We start from the raw sequence: 24518 nt of genomic DNA, 5'->3' as shown, positions 1-24518 counted from the left end.
TTGGCGAAATCTTGTATGGTTTCGATTTCGACATCGCACATGTCGAAACCAATGAACTGGTACCCGAACTCGATCTCTAAACTTTTGATCAATTCACGCTTTTCCTGCCACGCTTCCTCTTCGTTTTCAGTCGGCGGACGCGTGAGTGCGAGTTCATTTTGCCCATCCCACTCCCGCGCCGCATCGGCCATTGTTTGGTGTAGCACTTGCTGACCGACAGTCACCCGACCGCCCGGATCATCGCGCTCCACCACTTCGAACGAGTCTATAAGTGCCCGGTAGATCAGCAATGAACCGTCGACGCGAAAATATTCGTCGTCGAACTGTGTGCGTGTCCAATTCTTGAACTCGGCCTCAGTGTCGGTGAAGCCAGTCTGCCTATAGGCTCTTCGTAGATCGCGGATCGCATGCGCTTCAGCGCGCCACCGTCCCGAAAATATCATTGCGCGAGCAAAAATCCGAGTGGCCATACTGCGTATCTCTTCATCGAGGACAGTCGCCGCTACCCCCGGTCCAAATTTGAATTTGATAGCATTCGCCGAAACATTACCATTGAAAAAGATCGGAGCTGCAGTGGCCGTCACGTCCTCTTCATCGGCATCGAGGACAAGTACGATCTCGGACAGCTGAATCGGATGCCGGGTCAGTAGTTTGTGGAAAATTTGTGCGAATGCATCAGCTTGCCTAGGGTTCAGTTCATCGTTAAGTACATTCAGCACTGTGTAGGGGTGACGCTCTTCGAATGCGCTTGTGAGGTTGTTATTGTCCCCCTGTAGTTCCGCTCGATTGTTCATATCCACGAACTTCTCTATCGCATCGATAAGGGGAACGAGCCCTGACGTTCGGGCCTGCTCGCTCAGCTGACGCAGTTCAGCTGTCGGATCAGTGCCCAACCTCCTCGGTTTCCACTGGCGACCTTCAGGTGTACCGAGCAGCCTTGGCAGGTGACGTTCAAGAAGGACCACCTGATTTGACCAATGCTCTCGCTGACCGGGGTCCGTACCTGCCGCACGCAGCCCCATCGTGGCGGTTATCCATTGGCCGATCCAATTGCGGAGCTCCCGCGCCACGAGTGTCGCGCCGATTTCTCCCAATGCTTCGTCATCCAGCCCGTCCAGTAGTTGCCGGATCGGCATAAGAGCCTGCCGCAGCAGCTGCATCGTGGGCAATGCTGCGGAGTCCATCGCCAGCAATCGCGCCAAATCCGCACGCGCTCCATCGAGCTCATCCATCCGCACGATAGGCCGACCCCAAATCCGCCCGTCAGCCGACCGGACCGGAGGCTCACCTGGCCTATCGCGGTCCGCGCCCCATGGCCTGCCGTTCATGTCGTGGTGGAAGCCCACAGCAGCCCCAGGAAGCCCTCGGTGTCCTGGTCCGTCTTTGAACTGAGGCAGACCGGGTCGAACTCGTCCTTGCCCTCGCACCGGAAGATCAACAGCCTCGCGCTCGTCAAGGACGGTTGTCCCGCGCAACAACCCGGGAACGTCGGTGGCGACGTACCCGTTGACGAAGGCGAGTTCGGTCCCGGGGGTGGCGCCGGCCTCCACCCATCGCCGCCCGTCCGGACCGAACAGCAATGCCAGTGCCGCACCTGACCTCTTGTCCTCGTCGGTGAATTCACGCCCCCACTTGTCGAACAGCTCCCGGTAGACGGTGTCCGGATCGTTGTGGCCCGCGACGAAGTCGACATCGACGCCGTCCACATCGGCGGGATCGAGGATCATCGGGCGGCCGTCGACATTGCGGAGCAGCACGGTGTGGCCATTGTGGGCGACGGCGGCGAACCTGCCCTCCTCTCCGGAGAGCCAATCGAGCAGGTCGTCGTACTCCGGCAGCTGCACCCATCCGGATTTCAGTTCGGCGGCCAGGTCGACACCCAGGATCGCTTCCTGGAACTGTTCGGGTGTAGGCGCCTGCGGTCCCCGGGGATCCTCGGACAGCGCCGAGGCGACACCCCAGACCAGTAATGCGCATCGCTGCGGGGTGTACCTATCCCGAGTCAGCCAGTGCGGTGCGCTCGATGGTGATTGCCGACCGGTCCCTCGGCTCGGATCCGCTCTGGCCGAGTCGATCATCGCGTCGAGGTGATCGCGACCCATCGGGACGTACTGAATGTTGCCCTCGGCGAACGCGGTGACTCCGGCAGTCTCGACCAGGTCGTCGACACTGGCGGCCGCGGCAGCGGCGGTACGCGAATCTTCCTGTGCGACAGCGAGACCGATCTGAACCACAGATACGCGCTGTGCGGGCCCGTGTGAATGTTCGGCGGCAGCAGCGGCCAGCGCCCGCGAGGACTCGTCCACATCGACCGCGATCCGGTAGACGTCGAGCCTCTCGGCGTCCTCCAACCGCCCGAACTGGAACTCGACCAGCCCGGACGCCCAATCCACGCGCGCCAAAGACACTGGCACACCGGCCTGCTTTCCCCATTCGCTGGCGTGCACCCACGCCTGCAGCACCGCTTCACGTTGTGCCAGATCATGCTGCGGCATATACATCAGCTGTGACGCATTCGGCTCGCGCCCCGCGACCTCGCCGCTCTCCAGCGCTCGTTCCAACCGGTGGATGGAACGCAGCAGCTCATACCGACTCGCCAAATCCCGCCAGTGGCTGCTGACTCCAGGAAGAGCGGCAACCTCACTCGACGCGCCCCACGTCCACCGCCATTGGTCACGCCAGGTCAGTGTTTCGTTCCACACCGCCGCATACAGCCGGGCCGGCGCCTGATCCGATTCCGAAAAGCCCAGCGCCCGTTTGCGTCTGCTCAGCTCAGCGTTGAACCGGTCGCGGACTCGAGCTGCCCGCTCCCGATCTTCCGGGGTAACCTCTCGTAATGATCGGCCCGACCATTTCGCTGCCCACGTCTCGTTCTGTGTGACATCCACACCGGTCAACCACCGCCACGAGCTACTCTGCGGCGCGAACCTGCTGTCACCGTCGGGCGCGGCACCCGGCGCAGCGCCCGACGGAACGAATCCCCGGGGCGAAACTTCGCTGTCAGTAACCTGATTCGCCGGCGCGCCAGAGGGCTGGCTCGACTGAGGCGCACTACCCGGGTCCTCGGTGTCGCGGGCGGCCTCCGCACCGCCCAGCATCGCCCACTCCGTCTCGACGCCTCGCTCCGCAGCCCAGGTTGCGATGTGGCCGAAATCAACGGCATTCTGGCCTTCCAGAATCGAGCGGATGTCGTCGATGTCGTTGAACCGGGCGCCCATCAGTTTGAAGATGATCAGATCCTCGGCCCGCAGTCGGCCGTCGACGGCGTTGTCGAACGCCTGCCTGGTGAAGGCCGTATCCGGAGGTAGCAGATCGTAAGAGACGCCGTCTCCGTGCACGTGCAGCACGAAAGGTTCGCCGTCGCGGGACTCGATGTCGACCTGATAGCCGTCCTCGGTGAGCGAGCTCACCAGTTCGGTCAGAGTCGCGGTCCCGGTCGGGCGGATCAGGAAATCGATGTCACCGGTCGAGCGTGGTTGAGCGCGGTAGTGATTGGCGGCGAGCGCGCCGGTCAGTACGGCAGCGAACCCGTAGGAACCCAGATTGGTGGCGAATTCCCGTGCAGTGTCCTGCATTTCGAGTAGCCAGCCAGGTTGAGTCAGGCCACCGGCCGCTTTGAGCAGGTCATGGAGGGCCTGTTGCCCTTCGGTCGGGTGGATGTCGGAGTGCAGGACGGCCGCGACCGATTGCGCCAGTGCGCGGTCGAGGTCGAGTTCGCCGTAGTCGTCAAAGTTGCCGGGCGGGAACTGCTCTTGCACCCAGCTTGAATAGTCCTCATCGGGTGCTGTTGCCCGGTGCCGTTCGGCCAGCGCCTCCCTGATGCCGCCCCGCACCGACTCGGCGTCGAACCCGCGCACACCGTAACCGAGCTCATTGAGTACCGCACCGTAGATCGGCCGGTCGGGTACACCTATCCGTTCCTCGTAGGTGACCAGGTCGGCCCATGCCTCGTTGAGCCCGGCGGGGTCGGTTACGCAGGCGTCACTGATAGTCAGTGTGCCGGAATCGTATCCGACAACATCGCCCCATTCGAGCGACCCGATCCGGATGGCTCGCAGGTCGAGGTCAGGGTGCGCGGTCCGCGCGGTGTGCACCGCTTTGGTGATCTCTCCGACTGTTTCCGGGGTGAGGCCGTCGAACCCGCTGAGGGTTAGTCCGTAGATGTTCTCCAGCAGATTGATGCACGCGGACACCGAGTCCAGTCCGCCGTCTCCCGGCCCAGGCACCGGGCTCTGCGCATGGCTACCGCTTCGCCTCGGCGGATTCAACCACCCGCGGGGAATCCCGTTCCCAGGCATACTTTGCGGCGCGAATCTCCGGTCATCATCCGGTGCATAATGCTCCTGCCCTGGGGGGCCCCACGAAACGGGACGCCGGAGCTGTCGGCGCGCTTCTGCCTGGTCACCCTCCGATTGCCCACCAGGCCGGGTCCACGGTGTCGTGGCTTGTTCCGCCACCGGGCTCGGCTCCGCGACCGCGGCGGTGTCCTTTCCGGTGGAGGACGGTGGCGGTTGCTCGACACCGGATGATGGCTCGGCAGGGGAGGTCCACGGGGTTTCCCGTGGTATGGCGGGCGGGTCCGCGGGTTGCCCCGAGCTCGACGGTGGCTTGTCACCAGCGGCGGGATCTCCGGGGTTCTCGTCCGACACGTCGGCGGGCGGAGCTTCATAGATTTCGAACCACACGGTTTTGCGGTATTCGCCGGATTCGTGGGTATCGACGCCGTGGCGGTCGGAGAATGCATCCAGGAGCGGCATGCCACGCCCGAAGTCGTACTCGGGGTCCGTGTCTCGGCGCACTGGCACCGTAGGGTTCTTGTCCGACACCTCGACTCGTAGCGTCCGGTGGCCCGGCTCTCCCGTGACTATCGCGCGGAAATTTCCGTCTGTGCCGGCGTGCCGATGCACATTGGTGACCAATTCGTGGGCCAGCAGACGAACGTCCTCGACGCGGTCACTGCCGGTCCAGGCGGTAAGCAACTCCTCGATCGCATCCCGGGCAGCCGCCACAGTTCCGTGGTCGCCGTTGGCGATCGGAATCTCCCGAACCTCAGCAAGCGAGTTCGTGTCCCCTCGCTCGTGCACAACCTCCGGTGACTGGGTCTCGAAAAGTTCGGCCGGATCGTTGGGAACGTTCAGCCCTGTGGTGGCGCCCAGCCAATCATCCTCGCCGTCGACGCCCGGCTCATCGTCCTCCCACTCGTCCAACGCGCCGCGCGCAGCTGCGAGCTCGGCCATCAACGCGTAGTCCTGATCCAGTTCTAGGAAGGCGTCTTCCGACAAGCCATCAGGCCCCGCTCCGAGCCCCGGGGCCGTGTCAGTCCCCGTGCTGGAACCGGCGGGCAGGCCCAGTTCGAACCACACCACCGTGCCCGAATCCACCGAATACGACCCGGACCGATCCGCCAGCAGTGCAACCAGCTGAACCGGGTTGTCTGGGCCATCCAGCACAGGCGTCTGCAGGCGTTCGGTCGCGGACGTGCGCAACCGAACGACCAAACGTTCAGAACCCGGCGTGCCCGCGACCGCGAACGCCAACTGCCCGTAACCCGCTGAGGGCAGCCCGTACTCCAGCAACAGCCGAACCGCGGCCTGGGCACGCTGGGCAGTGCTATATGGCCAGCCATCCAATGCCCTGAGCAAATCAGCGACGTCCGCGGCGCCCCCACCGTCCGCCACCTCCCGGTCTGAAAGATCGAGGGCGTGTTCGAGTCTCCCACGTTCGGCGGGAGCGAGATCAGCGCCTTCCCGTTCGCCCGCCTCCAAATCGGCAAGCCCGGACAGATCGTTGGGTACATACAGCCCGGTCGGGTCGTGGCCCCGTTGGTCATCGAACTGGCCGGCCGTCGCCCGGACGATCACGCCACGGTTCGACTCCGCCGACAGATCACCCTCGGGCAACGAACCGACCCGGGCGGAACCCAGCAGATCCACGACGTTCGGCAGCCAGCCGGATTCGATGAGTATCCGATGTGCCTGCGAGAACGCGGTTTGCGCGGACGGCAGCAGGCGCGCCGCGGCGCCGAGCGCGACCACCGTCGTGTCCGGGCCGGCGGCCCGGCCGGATCGGTTCCGGATCGCCTGCCGCGCCGCTTCTCGTTCCGCGAACCGGGCGGCGGCCTGGTCGACCTGCCGCACGTCAGCACCTACCGGCAGCGGGGCCCGCACCAGCACGGCCACTGACCGCCCCGCGGCATTGGTTTCGCGGAACAGTGCGGGTACTTGCCGCAGCACCGCGTTCACCTCACTCGGCGACGCGTCCAGCGGTAACACCAGCTCGACCAGTTCGTCCGCGGTATCGATGTCGCCTACCGCCACCTCGAACATGCCCGCATCGGCCAGGATCGTGTCATTAGCGGCGATCCCAAACGTCTCCGTGTCGACCGTCAATAGCCGCACCGGCACCTGTGCGCCCGCCAACGCCTCATCCAGGCCCGACACCATGTCGGCCAACGTCCTGGCCGCCGACCGTTCCGGCCCCGATCCCGCGTCCGCCGCCTGGAGTGCGCAACGCACTGCCCAGTCGCGCACGGCCTCCGGGATCCCCTCCTGCGTCAGCACCTGCAACAGATGGGGAGTCCGGATCAGGGCCCGCACCTCCTCCTCGGAGAATTCCGACTGGGCGAACCAGCTGGCGATGACGCGTGCCTGCGCCCCCGCGGCGTCAACCGCGCTCATGCCCTGCTCAGTCACCTCGTTCAGGTGCGCCCACAGCTCTGTTTCCGCCAGGAGTACAGACGTGGCCTGCTGGCCGTCCGGTGGCGGCTCGGGCTCGGGCCACCTGTCGCCGCGAAAGGGGTCGGGCCCAACGTCCGGCCCGGCCGGCATGTGTATCGGCCCATGGATGCTGTGCGGATCGTAGGCGTACAACGGCAGCCCGGTCTCCGCGTGATACAGAATCGCCGACACCCATCCCTCCCCCTCCTTCAGCTCTTTCGCCTCCTTCGGACCGATCTCCAAATAGCGGTCGAACGGGATCTCCCAACCGCTCAGATCCGTCTGCCCCGCCAACAGCGCACGCTCCAGCTCAGCAGCTTTCTCCGCACCCAGAATCTCCGGATCGGTATCCAAAACCACCCACCCGCGGTCCGCATCATGACGTATCTCCACGATGTGCGAACGCTTTCCCTCCGCACCCATCTCACCGTCAATAACCTCGAACGCCACCTCAGCCCGGAACCCCACGGGCTGATGCCGAACCGACGCTATGAACTCCCGCAACGACCCGTACGCCTGCGGCGCCCACCCCGCATTCACCTGCGCCGCATAATGTTCTCCCCAGGCCCCAGCCGCCTCGACCTGGCCGGCCTCCGGGAACGTCCGACCCGGCACCCCCGCCCCCCGCAGCCGCGACAGCGACGCCATCAGCCGGGCACACCGCTCCAGGCCCGACGTCGAAGCCGGCGCCGCTGGTTCTGGGGTAGCTTCCGGTTGGGATCGCACTGATGGCGACGCTGGTCGCGCATCCTGTGCGGGAGGTGAGTCCGCCACGCGACGCTGGCCCGGTGGCCTCGTCCGATTGGCTGGCCTCCCAGGCGAGCCGGAAGGTTTGGAGCTACGGCCTTGCGCTCGCGCAGCATTGTCACGCTTCTCCTGCGCACGCGCCGCCTGAGCGACTATATCGTCGACACCGCCTACATTGCCGCCTGCTCCGTACGCATGCTGATCCCCGCCGAATAGTTTGACGTGTTGAAACGGTTTCGGTGGCAGTGGAACCTTAGCCTTTCGCGCAGCTCCTTCCAGAGCCTCGATGTACCTTGCTTGAGCGTCTGGTGACAGCTGTGTGGCGCGGCTCTCCGCATCCTGCAGAGCTTTCCGCGCCAGACCCAGGTCACCGTCCAGCGGGGTCCAGGCGCCCTCGAGGAGGAATGTGGCGAACCCGGTGAGCGTCTGGGTGTCGTTTTTGATCTTGTCCAGCCCCTCTTGGAGGCTCAATAGCATGGCACTGTGCATGGCGGCGATGATTTGCGCCGGCGTCGCCTTCTCGTGGTCGTAGTCGTAGTTCGTCACGTGATGTGCCAAGCCGAACGGTTTCAGCAACATCTGCACGTCACGCTGCTGGCCGGCGAAACTGGCGTGTAGCGAGGAGAAATTCAAGGTATTTTCATTGCGGAGCCTGGTCATGAGGTTCCGGACATACGTCCCGAAATCAAATCCCACGCAGGAGAACATATCCTCTTCGCGGATCCGGAGCTTTCCCGCCGGAAAATGAGCATAACGGGTCAGATAGCCTTCACATTCGGTACAGCGACCGGATTCACTGAACTCGCCGGGGTGCCCGTCGCCGCAGGACCAGTACACTGATCCGCCCTCGAGTTGGTCGACACCGACCGTTTCGGGAACGGGAAACGAATATCCTGGATAGTTGAGATAGAAACTCGCCGGAATGTTGCATGGGACTTCCCGTTTGCGCTGCTTATTGTCAAATACAATTATCGGCTCAGTGCAGCGACCATGCTTTTCGTACGTTCCACCGTGTTCGTGACATTCCCAGCTGGTCGACCAGCCCTCCGTTTCGGCGGCTACCTTCTCGAGGAGTTCATAGACTTCGCTGACATCCTGGTTACCTTCGTCGATATCGAGAATGTCGGGGCGTTTGATACCTCGGGATTCAAAATACAGTTGCACACTGACCAGGAATTCGTTACCGGCGGAGGTGTACTGATGGTAGTCGCCGTTCTTGCGTTCGATCAGGAACTTGGGCGGGTTGTTCAGCCGGTCGAGGTCGGCCTGCATCGGATGCACCACATCGGTGAAAAATACCGCGGTCATCTCCCCCAGGAGCGCCTGATAAAGCTGGACGGTCTGCTCCGCACCCGCGATCTCGATGAACAGCAGCTTGGCGCGCGCCCTGACCTCCGCATCGGCACTATTGAGCATCTCCGCTATCTCATCGAGCGTCCGGTCACCGAACTGCGCGGTGATAACGCCATTCACCATCTCCGCCCACCACGTCGCGTACGGTCCGGTGAACTCCGCTTCGATCGCCCGGGCCTGCAGCAGAAAAGCACTGAGCAGAGCCCGCACCGCATCCGGCTGGTCGGCGCGCAATGCCCGGAAGACGGCAATGCCGAGCGCCTCGAAGAATGCTTTGGTCACCTCCTCGACGCCGAAGAGACGTCGGACTTCGGCATCGGCCTTGGACCGCTCCTCGGCAAGGTGCGCTTCGAGATTCGCGACAGCCTCCTCGAACCACCCGCGATCCCCCGCCAGTTCCAGCGTCCACGCCGACGCACGCTCGCTCAGGTCCGCGGTCCGCACCGACTCGAGGTAATCACTCTGGATTCGTTCGACCACCGAATCGATCAGTTTCTGCCGGGCAGTGTCCTCCTGCCGCGCAACATCGGCGTTCGAGGTAACCGCCTCCACGTCCTCGGCCAGAATTTCGGCCAGCGCGGTGCGCGCCCGGCCGAGTACCTCGTCGTTGAAACCAGCGACGGTGAAGGGATCCGGGGCCTTCGCACCTTTCTGCTGTTGTCTGCCTTTACGACCCTTCTGCGCCGTACCGCCGGCCGGACCGGGATCCGGGAACAGTGCTTGCATGCCGACAGTGGTCAGTACGTCCAGACCACCAGCCACCGCACCAGAGCTATCGGCGGGTGTCCGATCCTGTGGCGCCTGCACGGTATCGGTGAGCAGCCTGGTCAGCTCCTTCTCGAGCTCGGCGCCGCCCTTACCGCGGAAGTAGTTCTTCACCAACTGTTCGGCCTGTTGACGCCACTTTCGCGGGCCGTTCGCGAAACGTTCCCGCGGGGACAGGATGCCCTCCACTTGGGATTCGCGTAGCGCCTGGTCCCGAGTGACATGCTCGAACAGTAGGTTTTTCTGCCGGTCATCGAGACTGGCCCACGCCCACCGCTGCCCCTCGGGCGTGATCAGCTTGACCCAGTCCAGCAATAGATCAGGATCGTCGCTCTCCTTGACCGCAGGGAGATGCCAGCCCAGCCAGCCACCAGCGCGATCAGGGTCGAAGTACCAGTCGGAGCCTAATGCTTCGGCACGTCGATGGAGTGCTGGATCTGCACTCAGCATCAGCACCAGAATATCGAGCATATATTTCTGATTATCCAGATCCTCCTTCCGCACTGCCACCCAACGCTGATCGATCATCGCTTTCGCTGCGGGGTGAAAAGCGAAACGCTCCCGCAAATGTTCTAGATGGCGAGAGTCGCTGCTGTCTTTCGCTTCCATCAGAGCGACTGCGCCACCAGCACCCACTTTTATCAGGCGGTATTTTATCTCCGATACTGACCTTTCCTTACTTCTGATCGATTCTTCTAGACTCGATATCCACTCCTCCAGTTGATTCCGAATCGAGCTTTCCACATCGGGACCAATCAGATCTCCGATTATCCGGTCGCTAAGCTGTTTGACACCCATATCGGCCGCCAGCCCTTCAGCGACGAGGTGACTGAGTTGCTCAATTTCCAGCGCCTCCCATTGGGCATCGGAAACGCGATCACGAAGCCGCTTGAGTTTACCCCAGTTCAACTTGGTTCCGGAAATTAGCTTATGAAGTTGCGCGGGATAGGCGCTGCCCGCGAGCTTTTCGACAACGCTGAAAATCAGCTGCTCGAGGTCGCGCCCCGCCAACTCGGATCCCGCGACGAGACTGCGGAGCTTTGCCAGGATGTCCTCGTCCGATTTTATGGCTTCGGAATAGCCGCGAAGCTCCTCAATATTCGCAGGTAGGATATCGCCGTCCAAAATGGTTGTCGACTCGGCCTGCAAGACATCGGCGGATTCTCGCTCCTTCTGAATCAATTCGACCTGCTTGGAAATGCGGTCGATAAGCAGCCCTTCTACCTGTTCGACGGGTACGCCATGGAGCGGCCACAACTCGAACTTCCGTGGCCATCGAGCCTCGGATAGTTTCACAGTTATCGGAATGTTCGAATCGCCAATTTGATTGACAGTAAGCATGGTGTCAATCGTTTCGCCGATATCAATCCCGCGAACGGACCAGTTCGCCCCCCAATGCTTGTCCATCTGATTGCGGGCAGCCCTGACGAACTTGCTCCAGTCGGTACCGAAAGAAGCATCCCAGGTGGCCTGCCACCCACCGTCTTCGGCCCGTCGCATCGTATGCCAGGGGTGCCGACCGTGTTTCAGCGAGAGTTGCGGTGCCGCATCGGCGCTGAACTCGACAATCGCTGTGGCGGGTTGGCCCGCACGGAGTCGCAGACCCTCATTGATCCATTTCGGGAGCCATGCGGCCTCAACCGCGTACCGTTCACCTGCCAAAACCTCACTGAACAAATCTGCAATGGCGTTGTTGTGCCGGGATTCGCCGGGCACCGCTTCCAGCTTGCCGGTACCGCGGCTGGTGTCGAGCTCAAAACGGAAACCGCCGGATTCCATGATCACCACGGCGCTGACCCCGGGCTGGACCGTCACCTCAATCTTCGGCGACTCCCCGCCGGCGCGGAGGATAGCGTCCATGAACCTGACGGCATCGGCGGGAACCTGGCCCGAAAGGAGATCGAGGAATCCACCGTCGATCGTGTCCGCTCCCGGAATGAAAACCGCCAGCGCCTGAGCGAGGATGGGGTCGTCGGCATCACCTTCAACTACCCATGCCGACTTGGGACCGTTGGCCGGCGCCATAGCCGCGCCGGCATGCGGCGAGCGGCCGGAGTCGTAGCTGGCCCGGACCGACCCGATGGCGACAGTCACCGTAGTCACCGGCTGCCTTCGGTCGCCCGTGGTATCCACTTCGATTTCCGCCGCGCCCAAATCTGCCAGATCATTCAGAGTCTGGATCGTGGAGCGGACAGAATCAGAGATGTGATCCGGCAACGCCGTGACGAAATCAGCCTCCCCGGACACGGGACTGCGCCTTTCCCGCCCCGGCCTAGCAGTAACGCTGGTGAGAGCCTCGAAAAGCCAGGGATCACCGGCAGACGCCTTGAATTCCGCGCTACTGACGGCGCGGTATTTGAATCGCCGACGGGTCCCGACAGCGACCTCAACCGGTCCGCCTCTATCAGCACGCACCTGGACCGGATCCGAACTACCTCCACCCATCGCACCGAGTACGGTGCTCCGCACACTCTCGGGCGCTGGTGTCGGCAATGCGTTCAGCAGCGCGCCGACTACCTCAGTGCGTCGATTCTCGTCGGCCGCCACCGGCTCGAGACTCAGCAGACGGATATCGCCTTCTAGCTGGAATTCTCCCTCGACAATGACCTGGATGGGCCCGTTGATACCCATGGACCCGCCGGTACCCCACTGAACTCGCACTACCGCGTCGGACGGCACCGATCCCGACGACACCAACGCGTCGAGCATGTTCAGCGCGAGGGGCTCCCTCGCTGTGTTGCCCGGAATAAAGAGCTGGCGTTGCAGCTTCCCCAGATAGCCCCCAGCAAGAAGGGCAACCGGTCCACTCGCTTCGATGCTCGGCCAGTTCCTGCCTGACTTCCGCACCAACAGCCGACTGCTACCGTCCGGGTCACCGGACACCACTTCAACGCGCAGTTCAGGCTTCGCATCCCCGTCGACCACCGACATCGACACGGTGCCACCGATTTGCCGTGCGGCCTCGGCCACAATTGCCGGTATCTCGCTGATATATCCGAACCGGTCCAGGCCGCCATCATCCTCGGGCACAGCCTTCGGTAGCGCGTTCACGACCGCTCCGGCCATCTCGCTGCTGAGTTCCGGATCAAGGGTCACCGCCGGCTGGAGCGTCAGCCCAGACCCAGGCCGCCCTTCGAGCTCGAATACATCGTCAGCGGAAATCGCGACGACGCCATCACTACCCCACACGACGGCCAGTTCCGTATCGGTGGGCACGAACCGCGTCCGCAACACGTCGAGAACGGTCAGTGCCGCTTCCGGGCTCTTCGCCTCCGCACCCTGCGGAGTGAAATTCCGATGCAGTCGCCTCAGATAATCCCCGGTGAGGAAGGCCGTCGGTCCGTGCGCTGCAACGCTCGGCATCTCCGTACCGACTTTTCGCAACTCCAGCCGTGGACTTCCCGCACCACCGGACACCTCGACGACCAGTTCCGGACCGGCATCCGCGTCGACCACCGACACCGCGACCGAGCCGCCGATCCGCACCACCGCATCCGCCACAACCGAAGGAAGCCAGTCGACATTCCCGAACCGTTCCGGATCGACATACTCGAGATACTCGAGGAACTCCCGAACCTGCTGCGCGGCATCAGCGTCGGTCACATCGTCGGCTATCTCGAGCCGCAATTCGGGGGCCGAATCCGGCCCCGGTTCACCGTCTTCGGGGATGGAATCCGCTTCTGTTTGCCCTTCGCCATCCTCTGTAGCCTGCCCACCTGGCCGCGAGCCCAACCACCCCACCGGACGGTCCTGGCCCGCGAGCGCGTCCGAGATCTGCCCTTCGGCCAGGGGACGTTGCGGCCGGCCTTCGCCGTCGAAGACGATGCGATAGAACTTGTTCTGCACGCCGGGGATGACCATCCCGTGGTCATACAGATAGTCGTAGACAACGCCGTTGACGGTTTCTCGCACCCGTACCGGCCCCTCGCCGTCCCGGTACAACACCAGAAGGTGGCCGTCCATAGCTTCCGCCACGCCGTGTTCGTCGAATCGCGGCGTTGCCTCGGCTCCTGCCATATCCATACCGACCAGGACAGTGCCGCCGGGAACCACCCGATCGGCCGCCGAGTCCAGCGAGTCCACATGCCCGGGCACCCAATCGTTGCCCAGCACTTCCGGCAACACATATGAAGTCCCGCCACCGAGGGAGTCCAGCAAACGCTGCGGATCACGCAACCCGATCCGAGTGCGCTCGGAAACCATGTCGGCGCTGTCCGGGGAGCAGAACCACTGGCGCCGCGACGACTGGTGCCGCTCCCGCTGGATGCTGTGGGGCGGTTCGCCACGCACCGCGGCCCGGTGCCCGTCGTCACCGACCGTGAACGTGAACTGCACACCGTGTGGCCAGGCCGCGTTCTCCGGGTGCAGCAGCCCGGTCAGCCCGGCATGCTCGAGCACCGACTCCGGAAGCATCTGCGCACCTCGCGGCGACCTGCGCCGCATCGCCACATCGACCCGCGACTCCCGGCCCAGACCGTCGATCTTCACCTCCGCCCGGCCATCACCCAGCCGGACGGTGTCGCTGATCATCCGGTTCAAAACACCGAAACGGTCCGGCGCCAGCCGTGGGAACAGGCGGTGCAGGACGGCGGTGGTCAGCTCGACACCGGCTTCCCCATCGGCGTGCACCACCACCATTCGGCCCGGCCGCACGTTAGCCAGATCCGACTCGGTGAACACATGGACAGTGGTGTACTCGATCGGATCATTGAAAGTACCGACCGCGGCGTCGTATTCGTTGAGCACCGCGTCGATCGCCCGCCACCTCGGATCCGCCTCCTCCAACGAATCCCGCGGCTGCAAATCCCGACGCACCGCACGAGCAGCAGCCAGCAGCTCGTCCGAAGTCAACCGCTCCGGATGCTCCACCAAACCCTGCAGCAACTCCACCAACGGCCCGGCGAGACGCACAGTCTCAGCCGGATGCAAGGCGGACGGAGGGACGGAAGTCTCCGGTACAGATGCTCCCTCATAGGCGGGTTCGCGCCGATTCGAACCAAATGAAACGAACCGATTGTCCAGGACAGATTTCGCCGTCGGGTCGTCTTTGCTCCGCAACGGATGCCTGCGGCCACGCCCCGCACCCGGCGCACCCGGCGGCAACCCGTGCCCAGAAGCGCCGCGAGCCCGCCCGGGCTCGTGCGTCGTTCGACCCCGGTCCGAGTCGGTGGGCCGCCACGGCAGCCCGCCCGGCCCCTGTCTCCCGTCCGCGCTGGGGAGATACCACGCATTGCCGTCTTCGTCGCGCCAGACTCCGGATTCGTCGGTCACCAGCGGCACGCGACCGACGAAACGCGCCAATTTCGATTTCCCGGTGTCGGCATCGAGGAGCCGCAGCAGTGTATGCGGCTGTCCGCTATCGCTCGTAGCATCGGCCGTAGTGAGCACGTCGAATGCCGCTGTGCGCCAGTTGGATTCGTCGGAAGCATGCGGGGTCACAACGACCAGTTCCCGCATTCCGTCGCGGGTGATGAATCCCGCATGCATGGACACGAACTCGATGTCGAGCCCATCCGCGGAACCGACCAGTGCACGCAGTTCTGCGAAACTGTCCGGGGATGTGGTGACCGTGCTGTCCGCCTCACCGGCCAGGACTTCCGCCAGCACCCGATCCCATTCCGCGTCGTCGGCGACTCGTACAGCTGCGGTGACCAGCTTGCGCGCCCGCTCATAGGCATGGTCAAGGCGCTCAAATGATTCCGACGCTGTTCGCGCCTCGGTCAACAGCGTGATCCGGTCGAGTAGGGCACGCACCCTAGCGGCGGTGGGCCGGGTGGCCCCCGCCGCGAATCCGCTGTGCAATTCCGCGATCGCCGAATCCAGCGCCTCGGATATTCTCCTGGTCGTGTCCGGGCCGGGGTACTCCGGCAGGTCCTCGGCCGCTGCGCGGAGTCCGGCGTATTTGCCGCATGCCTCCTCGCGCGGTGCGGACATCTCGGCCAGTGCGTCGTCCAGGATCTCCAGCCCGCGCAGTCGGGCCTGCAGCCGCGGGAGCCCCTCCGCGGCCTCGATTATCTTGTCGTGCCGCGCTATCCATTTGGGCACGGGCGAGTCCGCGGGAAGCCCGGGCAACTGGTCCGCGTACTCGTTGCGCTTCGAACGCAACTGTTCGAGGTCCGGCCCGTATTGCTCGGTGAAGCCGAACTCTGCGAGTGCGGCAACGTACTCCACGATCAGCAGTTCGGTCTCCGCACGCACCGCTTCGAGTTCGAGACCGAGCCCGCCGACTCGGATTCTCTCCGCAAGGTCCGTCATCGCTTTATACAGCTGCTGTTTGACGACATCCGGTTGCCATCCGGTTGCATCTACTGCGGCCTCCAGGCTCTCGTCCCGCTCCTTGAGCAGTTCGTAAACCTTGGCCTGCTTAGGCGGCAGGTGCTGCTTGGTTGCCCCGACTACACGCGGCGTCGCGGCGGCCAATATGGACTCGGCGCGCTCGAATCCGAGCAACCGCACGCGTGCATTGCGGAGATCGTTGTAAGCCTTGGCCTCCGGGCCTGCTGTCGCCTTAGGCTTCCCCCCACTCTGCAGAAAATCCTCGACAGCTTTCAGCTGCTCCGGCGGCAACATCGGCACCCATTTCCGATATCGCTCGTCGGCCAGCATCGCCGGGAGGTCGGCGAACAGGGTGCCAGGTGAGGGCGCGGGCGAACTGCCGTCCGCGTCGGCCGGATCGGATTGGCCGCTGCCGTCCCTCGCCGACTTCTCGGAAGCAGGTGGTCGGCCGGTGGGATCGAGGCTTTCCCCCATGGAGAAACCGACCGCGCTCGCGGCAAACTCCGTGTCGCCAGTGGTGAATTCGGCGGGTGGTTGGGGAGGGGCAGTTCGGAGTCCGGCTGCGTTGGCGGACTGCTGGCCGGCCTCCTGCTGAAGAACATGCTCGAGCACATTTCCGGAGATCCGCTGCACACCGGCGGGTACCGGCCCGCTGCGCTCCCCGGAATCGGTCTGCTCAGCGCCCTCTGTATACACCGGTGTCCATCGAGGCAGCCAGCCGAGCCGCATGCTCGCCAGATCGTCCACCCCCTGGACGATCACCGCATCAATCGACGCGGCCAACACCGGATCGACCGCCGCGGCAAGCGCGACCGCGCTATCACTCTCAGCGACAACGACAATCCGCGGCGGCGGCGACCAGCGCCGTCCAGTGACATGGGTGAACGCGTCACCCAGGCCGGAGACACCGTCGCCCACCGGAACTACCACCGCGACACTCCCCGCACCGGCGGCCTGGATTTGTGCCATCAGCGCAACGAGACCCGATACGTCGGTTGATCCTGGATCTTGCAGTCCCGCACCGGCGTACACCAATACCGTCTCGGCCTCGGCGAGATCGCCTGCCACGAATCCCGTATGCCCCGCACCCAAATCCACAGGAGTGAAGCCCAATTCCGATATGGCTGCACCCGCGGCAGCATTCGCACCATTGGTATACACGGACAATGCCGCCGCCAGACGCTCGCTCCCAACGGGTTCTCCGATAAACCGGAGCATCCCCAGCATCTCCCGTGCCTGCAAGACCACCTCGTCGGTGGCCCTATTCTCTTGCAACGCATCGACCAGGTCGTCCACCCACAGCCAGACCGGCACCCGTGCTGCCTCCTCGGCGGATTCCACCGGCCGAACTCCTGCCAATCGCTGAGCGTCTTTGATCAGGCCAGCCAAAGCCTTCTCACCGGGTGTCGCGTCCTCAGGATGGAAAAGCACCGAGGCATACGCTTCGGCGAACGCCTCCCGATAGTTCGGTGGCCCATCAGGGTTGCGGAACCCATCGTGGGGGTTGAAGCTGTAGCGGGTCAGCTGGTCGGCCAGCCATATTTGGAATTTGCTCTCCACAATGTCTGCGATAGCAGCGATTCCGCGCTGCTCCATGAAGCACGCGCGCAGCACCTTGTCCGCCGCCGCATCGGTAGCCAGGTGTGCCACCGGCAGATGCGCCACATGTCCGAGTTCGTGGCCGATCAACTCGATGAGATCACCGGGGACGTGCCAGCCTGTGGCATTTTCCACGGCCATCCAGCGTTGCATCAGATCCGGTTCGGTTACGACAAGCTCATCGAGGACCATCACCATGGATCCGTCGATTGTCCTGCGAACGTCGGCACGAACATTGCCGGAATTCGAACCCACCGTTATCTTGTTCGGCAGGGCCGTTCGGTCGACGCTGTCGATCCGCTCGAGAAATGCCTCGATCTGCTCTACCGTCTGTACCTGAATTCTCGGGTTGTCGGCGAATTTATCGAGTACGACACCGAACTCGGTACGAACCCGATCGATGATCTTCTGCTTGTCGCTCCGCCCGGGTTCCAGATCAAGCTCGTGCCGCTCGAGGACGGCGCTGACTTCTCGAGTCAATGCCCCATGCATGACTCGCATGGCATCGCCGGGGTTCTCATAAGTGTCCGCCGCGGCGAAGGATTCGGCGAATATCAGGCTCCAATCGATGTTCTCTCCGCGCCGAACGCTGCGACCGAACTCGCTGCGCAGCCATAACTTGAAGCCCACACCGTCTCCCGCTGTGAAGGCACGTGGATCATCTCGGTCGAAGCTCAACCCGCTGTAGTGTTCGAACGCCTCCACCTCGGCACGTACGGTGCCCGCACGCCCGAGCGCTCCGGCCATGGCCTGCCCCACGAGGTATGCCACCAGAAAGCGTGCCGTCGACTCCGCACGCCCACCGTGTTCCAGTGCCCACGCCGCGCCCCGATCCCGGTGCAGCAGTTGCTCGTTCACCACGATATCGATCACGAGCCGGCCCGACTCGATTCGGTGGCTTACTTCGCCAGGAACATCGGCCGGGAGTGGAGCGGTCCGGATGGTTCCGACCACCGGAAACCCCAACGCACTGGTCAAATCCGCGAATATTTCACGGAGCTCCGGTTCCTCTATGAATTCCGATACCGCTACCGATCGAATCGACGACTCGCTATTATCCGCCGCCATCGAATCTCGACCCGACTCACCCGCACGCGCCGCCCGCTCCGCTGCACGAGCCGCACCCAACGCCGCCGACAGATCCGCGAACGCGGCCTCGTCGACAGGCTTCCCCGCTTCCCGCAGTCCCGCGAGCTGGTTCCGTAGTCGCGCGGCCTCCCCGTCCGCGAAAAGGTCATCGCCGGTACGCAAGCGGGCGATCAGCTCGTCGACACGGTCGCGAACCGACTGCCCCGGTACCACCGGCGCGGGCGGCTCGGTGCCGTCCGGCGCAACGACAGCCTCAGGCGCCACCGCCTCGAAGTCGAGACCGGCGGCGGTAAACGACTCCTGCAGAACCACCTTCAACCGGCCGAACCACTTCGGCGCCTTACCTCCTTGATCCAAGTGCTGACGCAGGTGATCCACCAACTCCCGCGCCGGCTGCCGCGCCGCCGTCTCGGCGGCGCCACCCGCCAGCAGGTCGTCGATCAGGGTGTACGCCCGCTTGTCCCACTGCTTGACGGACTTCTCCTGCGCGTCCTTCAGGGGGCGATACCAGTCCGCACCCGCGTCTGCGCTGCGCCGGCCCCGCCTGCGCGCCTTGTCCAGCAACGGCCGAGCAAGGTCCTGCGCAACCACAGCGGCCACACCGCCCGCCGAGAGAACCGAGATCAACGCCGCAGCCTGCTCGGACTCCGACAGCGCACCGTAATCCCGATCCAGCAGTGGATCGGTCACCGCAGTACTCGGGCCGGTCGCCGTCTCAACCGGATCGGTCACCGCTGCACCCAAGTCAGGGGTCACCGTCTCAACCGGCGTGGCTGTCTCAACCGATGTGCCCGACTCAACCGATGTGGCCGCCTCATCTGGCGTCGCTCCCGCATCCGGCGTAGCCGACTCATCCGGCGTCGCCACCTCAACCGGCCCGTAACGCAGGCGGGCACCGCCCTCGGCATCCGGGTCGTCGATCAGCCGGACTTCCACTCGGCCGGACGGCGTGTTGCGGAAAGCCTCAGCGAGCGCATCGATTTCAGCGGCTCGGCGTTCGGGGGACCAGTCGGCCAGCATGGCCTCGAGGATCTCCTTGGCCGCAGTTTCCACCTCATCCGGTGCGGTGAAGTGCTCCGGCTGCACCACGAATCCGGTCAGGTCGGTGGCGGCGTCGCGCAGCATGGTCACGTCGGCGGGGTTGTTGACCTCGAACAGGTCGCTATCGAAGGACTGTCCAGCGGACGTGACGACCAGTGGCTGTTGTTGGTCCTCTTGCACGTCGACCTGGGTGCCCGGAGCTGGGTTGGTGAACAACGCGATCCGGGTGCCGTACTCCGAGCCGTGCGCCGCTGCCGCGGCAGCGGCGACACCGGTGAAGACTTCGGGCGACACGTCCACGCCGGCGCTCTGGGCGAGCAACACCAGCCGGGCCAACCGCTCGGTTTGGGTGGGCTGGTGCTCGCGGCCCTCGTGTTCGTACGGGGCGCCGGCCTTGTCGGCCTCTTCGAGCAGCCTGGTGTAACTGTCGCGGGCCCCTTCGAATCCTTGGATGGTACCGAACGCCTGGAGCATCGGTTCGACAGATTTGTGTATCTTGTCGCGCAGGTCATCGCCGTGGCGCTGTGTCCACCGCTCCCAATCGGTCCGGTCCGGCACCGGATTCTCGGCAGCGGCGACCAACTCGGCGGCCTGCTTGTCGGACACTGCGTCCTCGCCGGTTTCCGAATCCGGCTCCTCAGGCGCGCCCTGGGTGTGTGCCTGCGCCGCCCAAGTCTGCAGAACCTGCACCAACCCCTCGAATTTCTTTTCGGCCGAGGCGAATTCCGGGCTGTCGGGGTCGGCGGCAGCCTTCGCGTATTCGTCGACAGTGCTGCGAATGACGCTTTCCATCGGAGTGCCGTCATACCGAGCGAACAGGGCATCGTCGGGCGCGGCGTAGAAGATCGCGTCGCCGCGTTGGCTTCCGAAACGGGTCTTGCCGTCGGCGTCGAAACGGATCGTGACGCCACCATCTTTTCCGGCACTGTCCGCCGTCGGCACGCGGGTGTCGACCATATCGGCCGGCACACCCAGTTCGCGTAGCCGGTTCTGCAGTATCTGCGCTTCGCTGCTGTCACGGACACGGACCGGTTGGGCACTGCCCTTCCCGTTGTCCCATTCGACCTTGATCTCTTTGGCCATCTGGGCGAGTGCGAGACGGGTCTCGCTGTCGACGTCGAAAATGGGGCCGGTGCGGCCGGCACGGTTCTTCACCTGGATGTCGAGATCCTGCGACAGGCCCGAGTATTCGGTGACGCGCACGATCAGGCCGCCGCGGTCCTCCATGGCAGGGCCGACCATGATGTCGGTGCCGCGGCCGGCGATGGTCGCGATCGTGACGGCGCCTTCTCCACCGGCGCCACTGAGAATATCTTTCCAGTGCTCTTTGAAATTGGTACCTTCCCGCACCTGCGTGTGGGCGTCCACCAGCTTTGCGGGCACGCCCAGTTCCTGCAGCTGGTCGTACAGTTTCTGCGCGTCACTATTGCGGACGCTGTATGCCAGCTGGGCGCGGCCGCGACCGTTGTCCCATTCGGCCGCGATATCGGCGGCCATCTTCGCCAGTTTGGCATCGTGGTCTGCCGCTACGGTGGCATGCACTTCCAGCTGCGAAGGATCGGTGCGGGGTACTGCGACTACATCGTCACCCAAGCTGAGGGCGGTGCCGGAAGCACCGGTCACGGAGTCGAAATACTGGTTGCTGTCACCGAATATCTGGTCGATGGTGACCTGGGCGATCACTTCGGCGTCGTCGCGGACAGTCAGTCCGTGTTCGGCCTCCAAGGCCTGCGCGAGCCCGTCCCCCCAGCGGCTCTCCATACCGGTTTCGGGATCTCGCATCACCGAGCCATTGGCCTGGTTGATCAAGGTCAGTTGCCCGTCGTGGACAATGTAGGCGTCGTTCAGCTGCGGCAGATAATCCCAGCGTGCTTGCGCGGCCATGGTCAACCGGTGCAGATCCTGCTCGACACCGGTCCGTTCCGCACCTGTCGGTACCGTCTCGCCGCTGTTCCGCTCGGACTCCAATCGGAGTCGCAGCTCTTCGGCTGCTGTGGCCCGTTCCTGTATCAGGGGCTCGGCGGCACTGCGGACACCATCCTGCTGCGGCCACCATTCGTCGAGCAGTCCGCGTGCTTTCGCTTCGCCGGCTTCGGTCAGTTGGAGCTTCCCGCCGTGGTGAGCGAAATCGTCCTTCGTCAGCCCTACTCGCTTGTCGACCGCGGACGCCGTCCCCCGCTGCAACGCATCCTCGAAGAACGCGTGCATCGAATTGACATAGCTCTGGATTTCCGGCGGTGAATCCTCCGCGGTACCTTTCGCCAGCACGAACACCGTGCTCGCCCATTTGAGCACATCGTCGATCTCGTCGATCATCACATGATCGGCCGGCGGCGGATTTCCCTTATTGACACCTTGCGCCACCTCCTCGGCGGTGGCGACATATACCGTGCCTTTCCCCTCCTCCGGCGGCGGTGACTTCGCATCCGCGTCGAAACGGTGCACGTCGTAGCCGGAGGGCTGGAGCACCGCCGCGAATTCCTCATGGGCGGCGCGAGCCAGTTCCGGCGCCGAGGTGACGAACATGACCGATTCACCCGCACTGACCCGCTTCCACGCGTGCGCCATGAACATCATCGTTTTGCCCTGGCCCGCATCGACATTCAACCTGCCGTTGAACATCGCCTCCATACCGAGCAACTGCTGCCAACGCATCACCCGGCCGGCGGGGTTGTGGTCGGTGATGCTGGCCCGGCGGGATGTCTCCATGAAGGCCAAGACCTTCGCGTTGTCGGAGGCGCCCTCGCGCATCATGGTCCGCAGGTCGTCACCCGACATGGTGCCCAGCTGATTCTCGAGCGCCTCATATGCCGCTACCCGCGACTTGGCAACCGTGATGGCTTCGGGATCCGGTGCCGCCGAATCTTTCGACTTCGGTGGGTCGCTGGCATCGGCCTTCGCGTTCGGAGCTGCCGGGTCGTCTCCGTCAGCTGCAGCTGATTTTGCCGGTGCGCTGCCGCTATCGTCGGCATCGGCTTTCGCGTTCGCGACCGCTGGGCTGTCGCCGCCCCCTTCGACTGGCCTCGGCGGCACGCTACCGTCATCACCGGCATCGGCCTTCGCGTTCGCGGGCGCAGGGCTGCCGCCACTCTCTTCGGCCGACTTCGCCGGGACGCTACCGTTACTGCTGTCTGCGGTAGTCGTGGCTGGCTCGGCTGTTGCCAGCTTGCCGGGCACCGGATCCGGCGCGACCGAGGCCGGATCCAGGTCTGCTCGTCCGATCACCGGTTGCGATGCACCGTCACCACCACGCACCAAGCCTTCGGGAAGCTGCGCAGTCGGCGGCCTTTCGAAGCCGTCCGGCGGCACAACGCCACCGCCGGCCGCGTCGGGAAGGCGCGGTGCTGCCGCACCGTCACCGCCGAGCGCGGGGCCGGCGCCCGATACCGGCGGTGCCGCCCCCTCCGGCACTGCTCCACCTTGCGCGGGCGCACTCGCGGCGACACCCGCATCCGGCACGTTGTCGAGAACCAGCGCGGGAGCCGGATCGTGCGCTGGCGCAACGGCACCGCCGTTCTTGGCGCGAGCTTGCGTGGGGTCACCGCCCCCGGCCTTGGGCTGGGCGGGGCCGACGGGGGCCGGCGGTCGCGCCGACCGATCCGAGGCAGCAGGTGCCGTCGCTGCCGGGGACCGCTCTCCGGTCCCGGCCAGGGCCGGGGTGAGCGCAGCCTCCTCCTCCCGCCAACGCTGGATCGCCGCCTCGATCGCACCGTCTGTCAGCGGCGCGCTCTCTCCGGCAATACGCGGGGCATCGATCTTCGCCTGTGCGGCACTGATATCCAGCACCTCCAGCGCACCCGGCGCACTCGGGTCGACCACGCCCCCAGCCGGCGGGGTCGGCACGAACAGGTATGCGGCCGCTCCCACAAAACCGCCGGCGGTGCCGGAAACCACCGACTCGATCAGCATGACGTCGGTCAGTTCTTGCCCGCTCACCACGGCTCCGGTGTACGCGCCCGCGACACCACCCACGAAACCACTGGCCGCCCCGATCACCGAGATACCGGCCGCCCGCCCGCCGAACCGTCCGGCCGCGCTCGCCGCTTTTGTTCCCCACCCGGCCACCACGGGTATGAGTCTGCCCGCGACCACCGCACCGGCGGCGCCACCGGCAGCACCGGAAGCGGTGGCGATCCCGACGGCTTTCCAGTCCATTTCTTCCCGGTGACCTTTGGTGTCCTCGTCGTTGATCTGAATCACTTGGGCCGCCAGATCAGCGCCGCCGAGAATCACGCCACCCGAGATCGTGCCCACCACCGTGGCTTTGCCTATCGTGGCCGCGACGCTTGGTGCCGCACCGGGCGCGACCGCGGCCACCTTCCCCGCGGCGCCCAGCCCGGCCTGTTGACCGGTCGACTTCGCGGCCACCCCCAGTCCGGCTCGTTGACCGGCGCCGCGCCCAGCCAACCCCAGTCCGGCTCGTTGACTGGCTGCCTGGGCTCCGCGGGTGCGGAAATAGTTGATCAGCGCCTGCAACAACTGACGTCTCTTGGCGTTGAAGGCGATACGGGTCGCAATGCCGACGGGTGAGGCAAATGCCAGGCCCGCGACAGTGAACACCCCCAGTGCTATCCCGGAGATGATGATGACCCACGCCGTCTTTTCGAACTCGTTCGCGCCCTCGTACAACTGTTTCGCGAGGCTGTACTGGATTTCGGCCTGTTCCCGCCACGCCTGGGCCATTCGGCGATGTGCCGCGGCCAGCTCGGTAGCCGCCACACCACTGCCGTGAATTCCGGCGTCGGCCGCGGCTGCGGCCGCTTCATGTGACTCTGCGAGTGCCATCCACTTGTCACCGGTGGTCCAACGCGATTCGGCGCGCTCACGCATCTGGTCGATGTCGGCTTCCGGGATGTGCCCGAGGAGCAGGTCGACCAGCAGTCTCCACCCGAACACCGGGTTCTCCAGCCAGGACGGCAGTTGCATGCTCAT

General features: G+C 64.5%; 1 protein-coding gene (cut by a window edge). It reads right to left on the bottom strand.

Features of this window, described 5'->3' with window-relative positions:
* Nucleotides 1–24518, bottom strand: partial view of an amidohydrolase gene (locus NU1_RS29335; protein ID WP_067526553.1) — the 5' portion only. The gene continues 18109 nt to the left of window position 1, outside the view; 24518 of the gene's 42627 nt are visible here — the first part of the coding sequence; the start codon lies at nt 24516–24518; its stop codon lies off the left edge, out of view.

Source organism: Nocardia uniformis NBRC 13702, assembly GCF_001613345.1.
In the GTDB taxonomy this organism is placed as follows: domain Bacteria; phylum Actinomycetota; class Actinomycetes; order Mycobacteriales; family Mycobacteriaceae; genus Nocardia; species Nocardia uniformis.
Note: the sequence above shows the minus strand (reverse complement) of the source record. Positions and strands in the feature narration are given on the sequence as shown.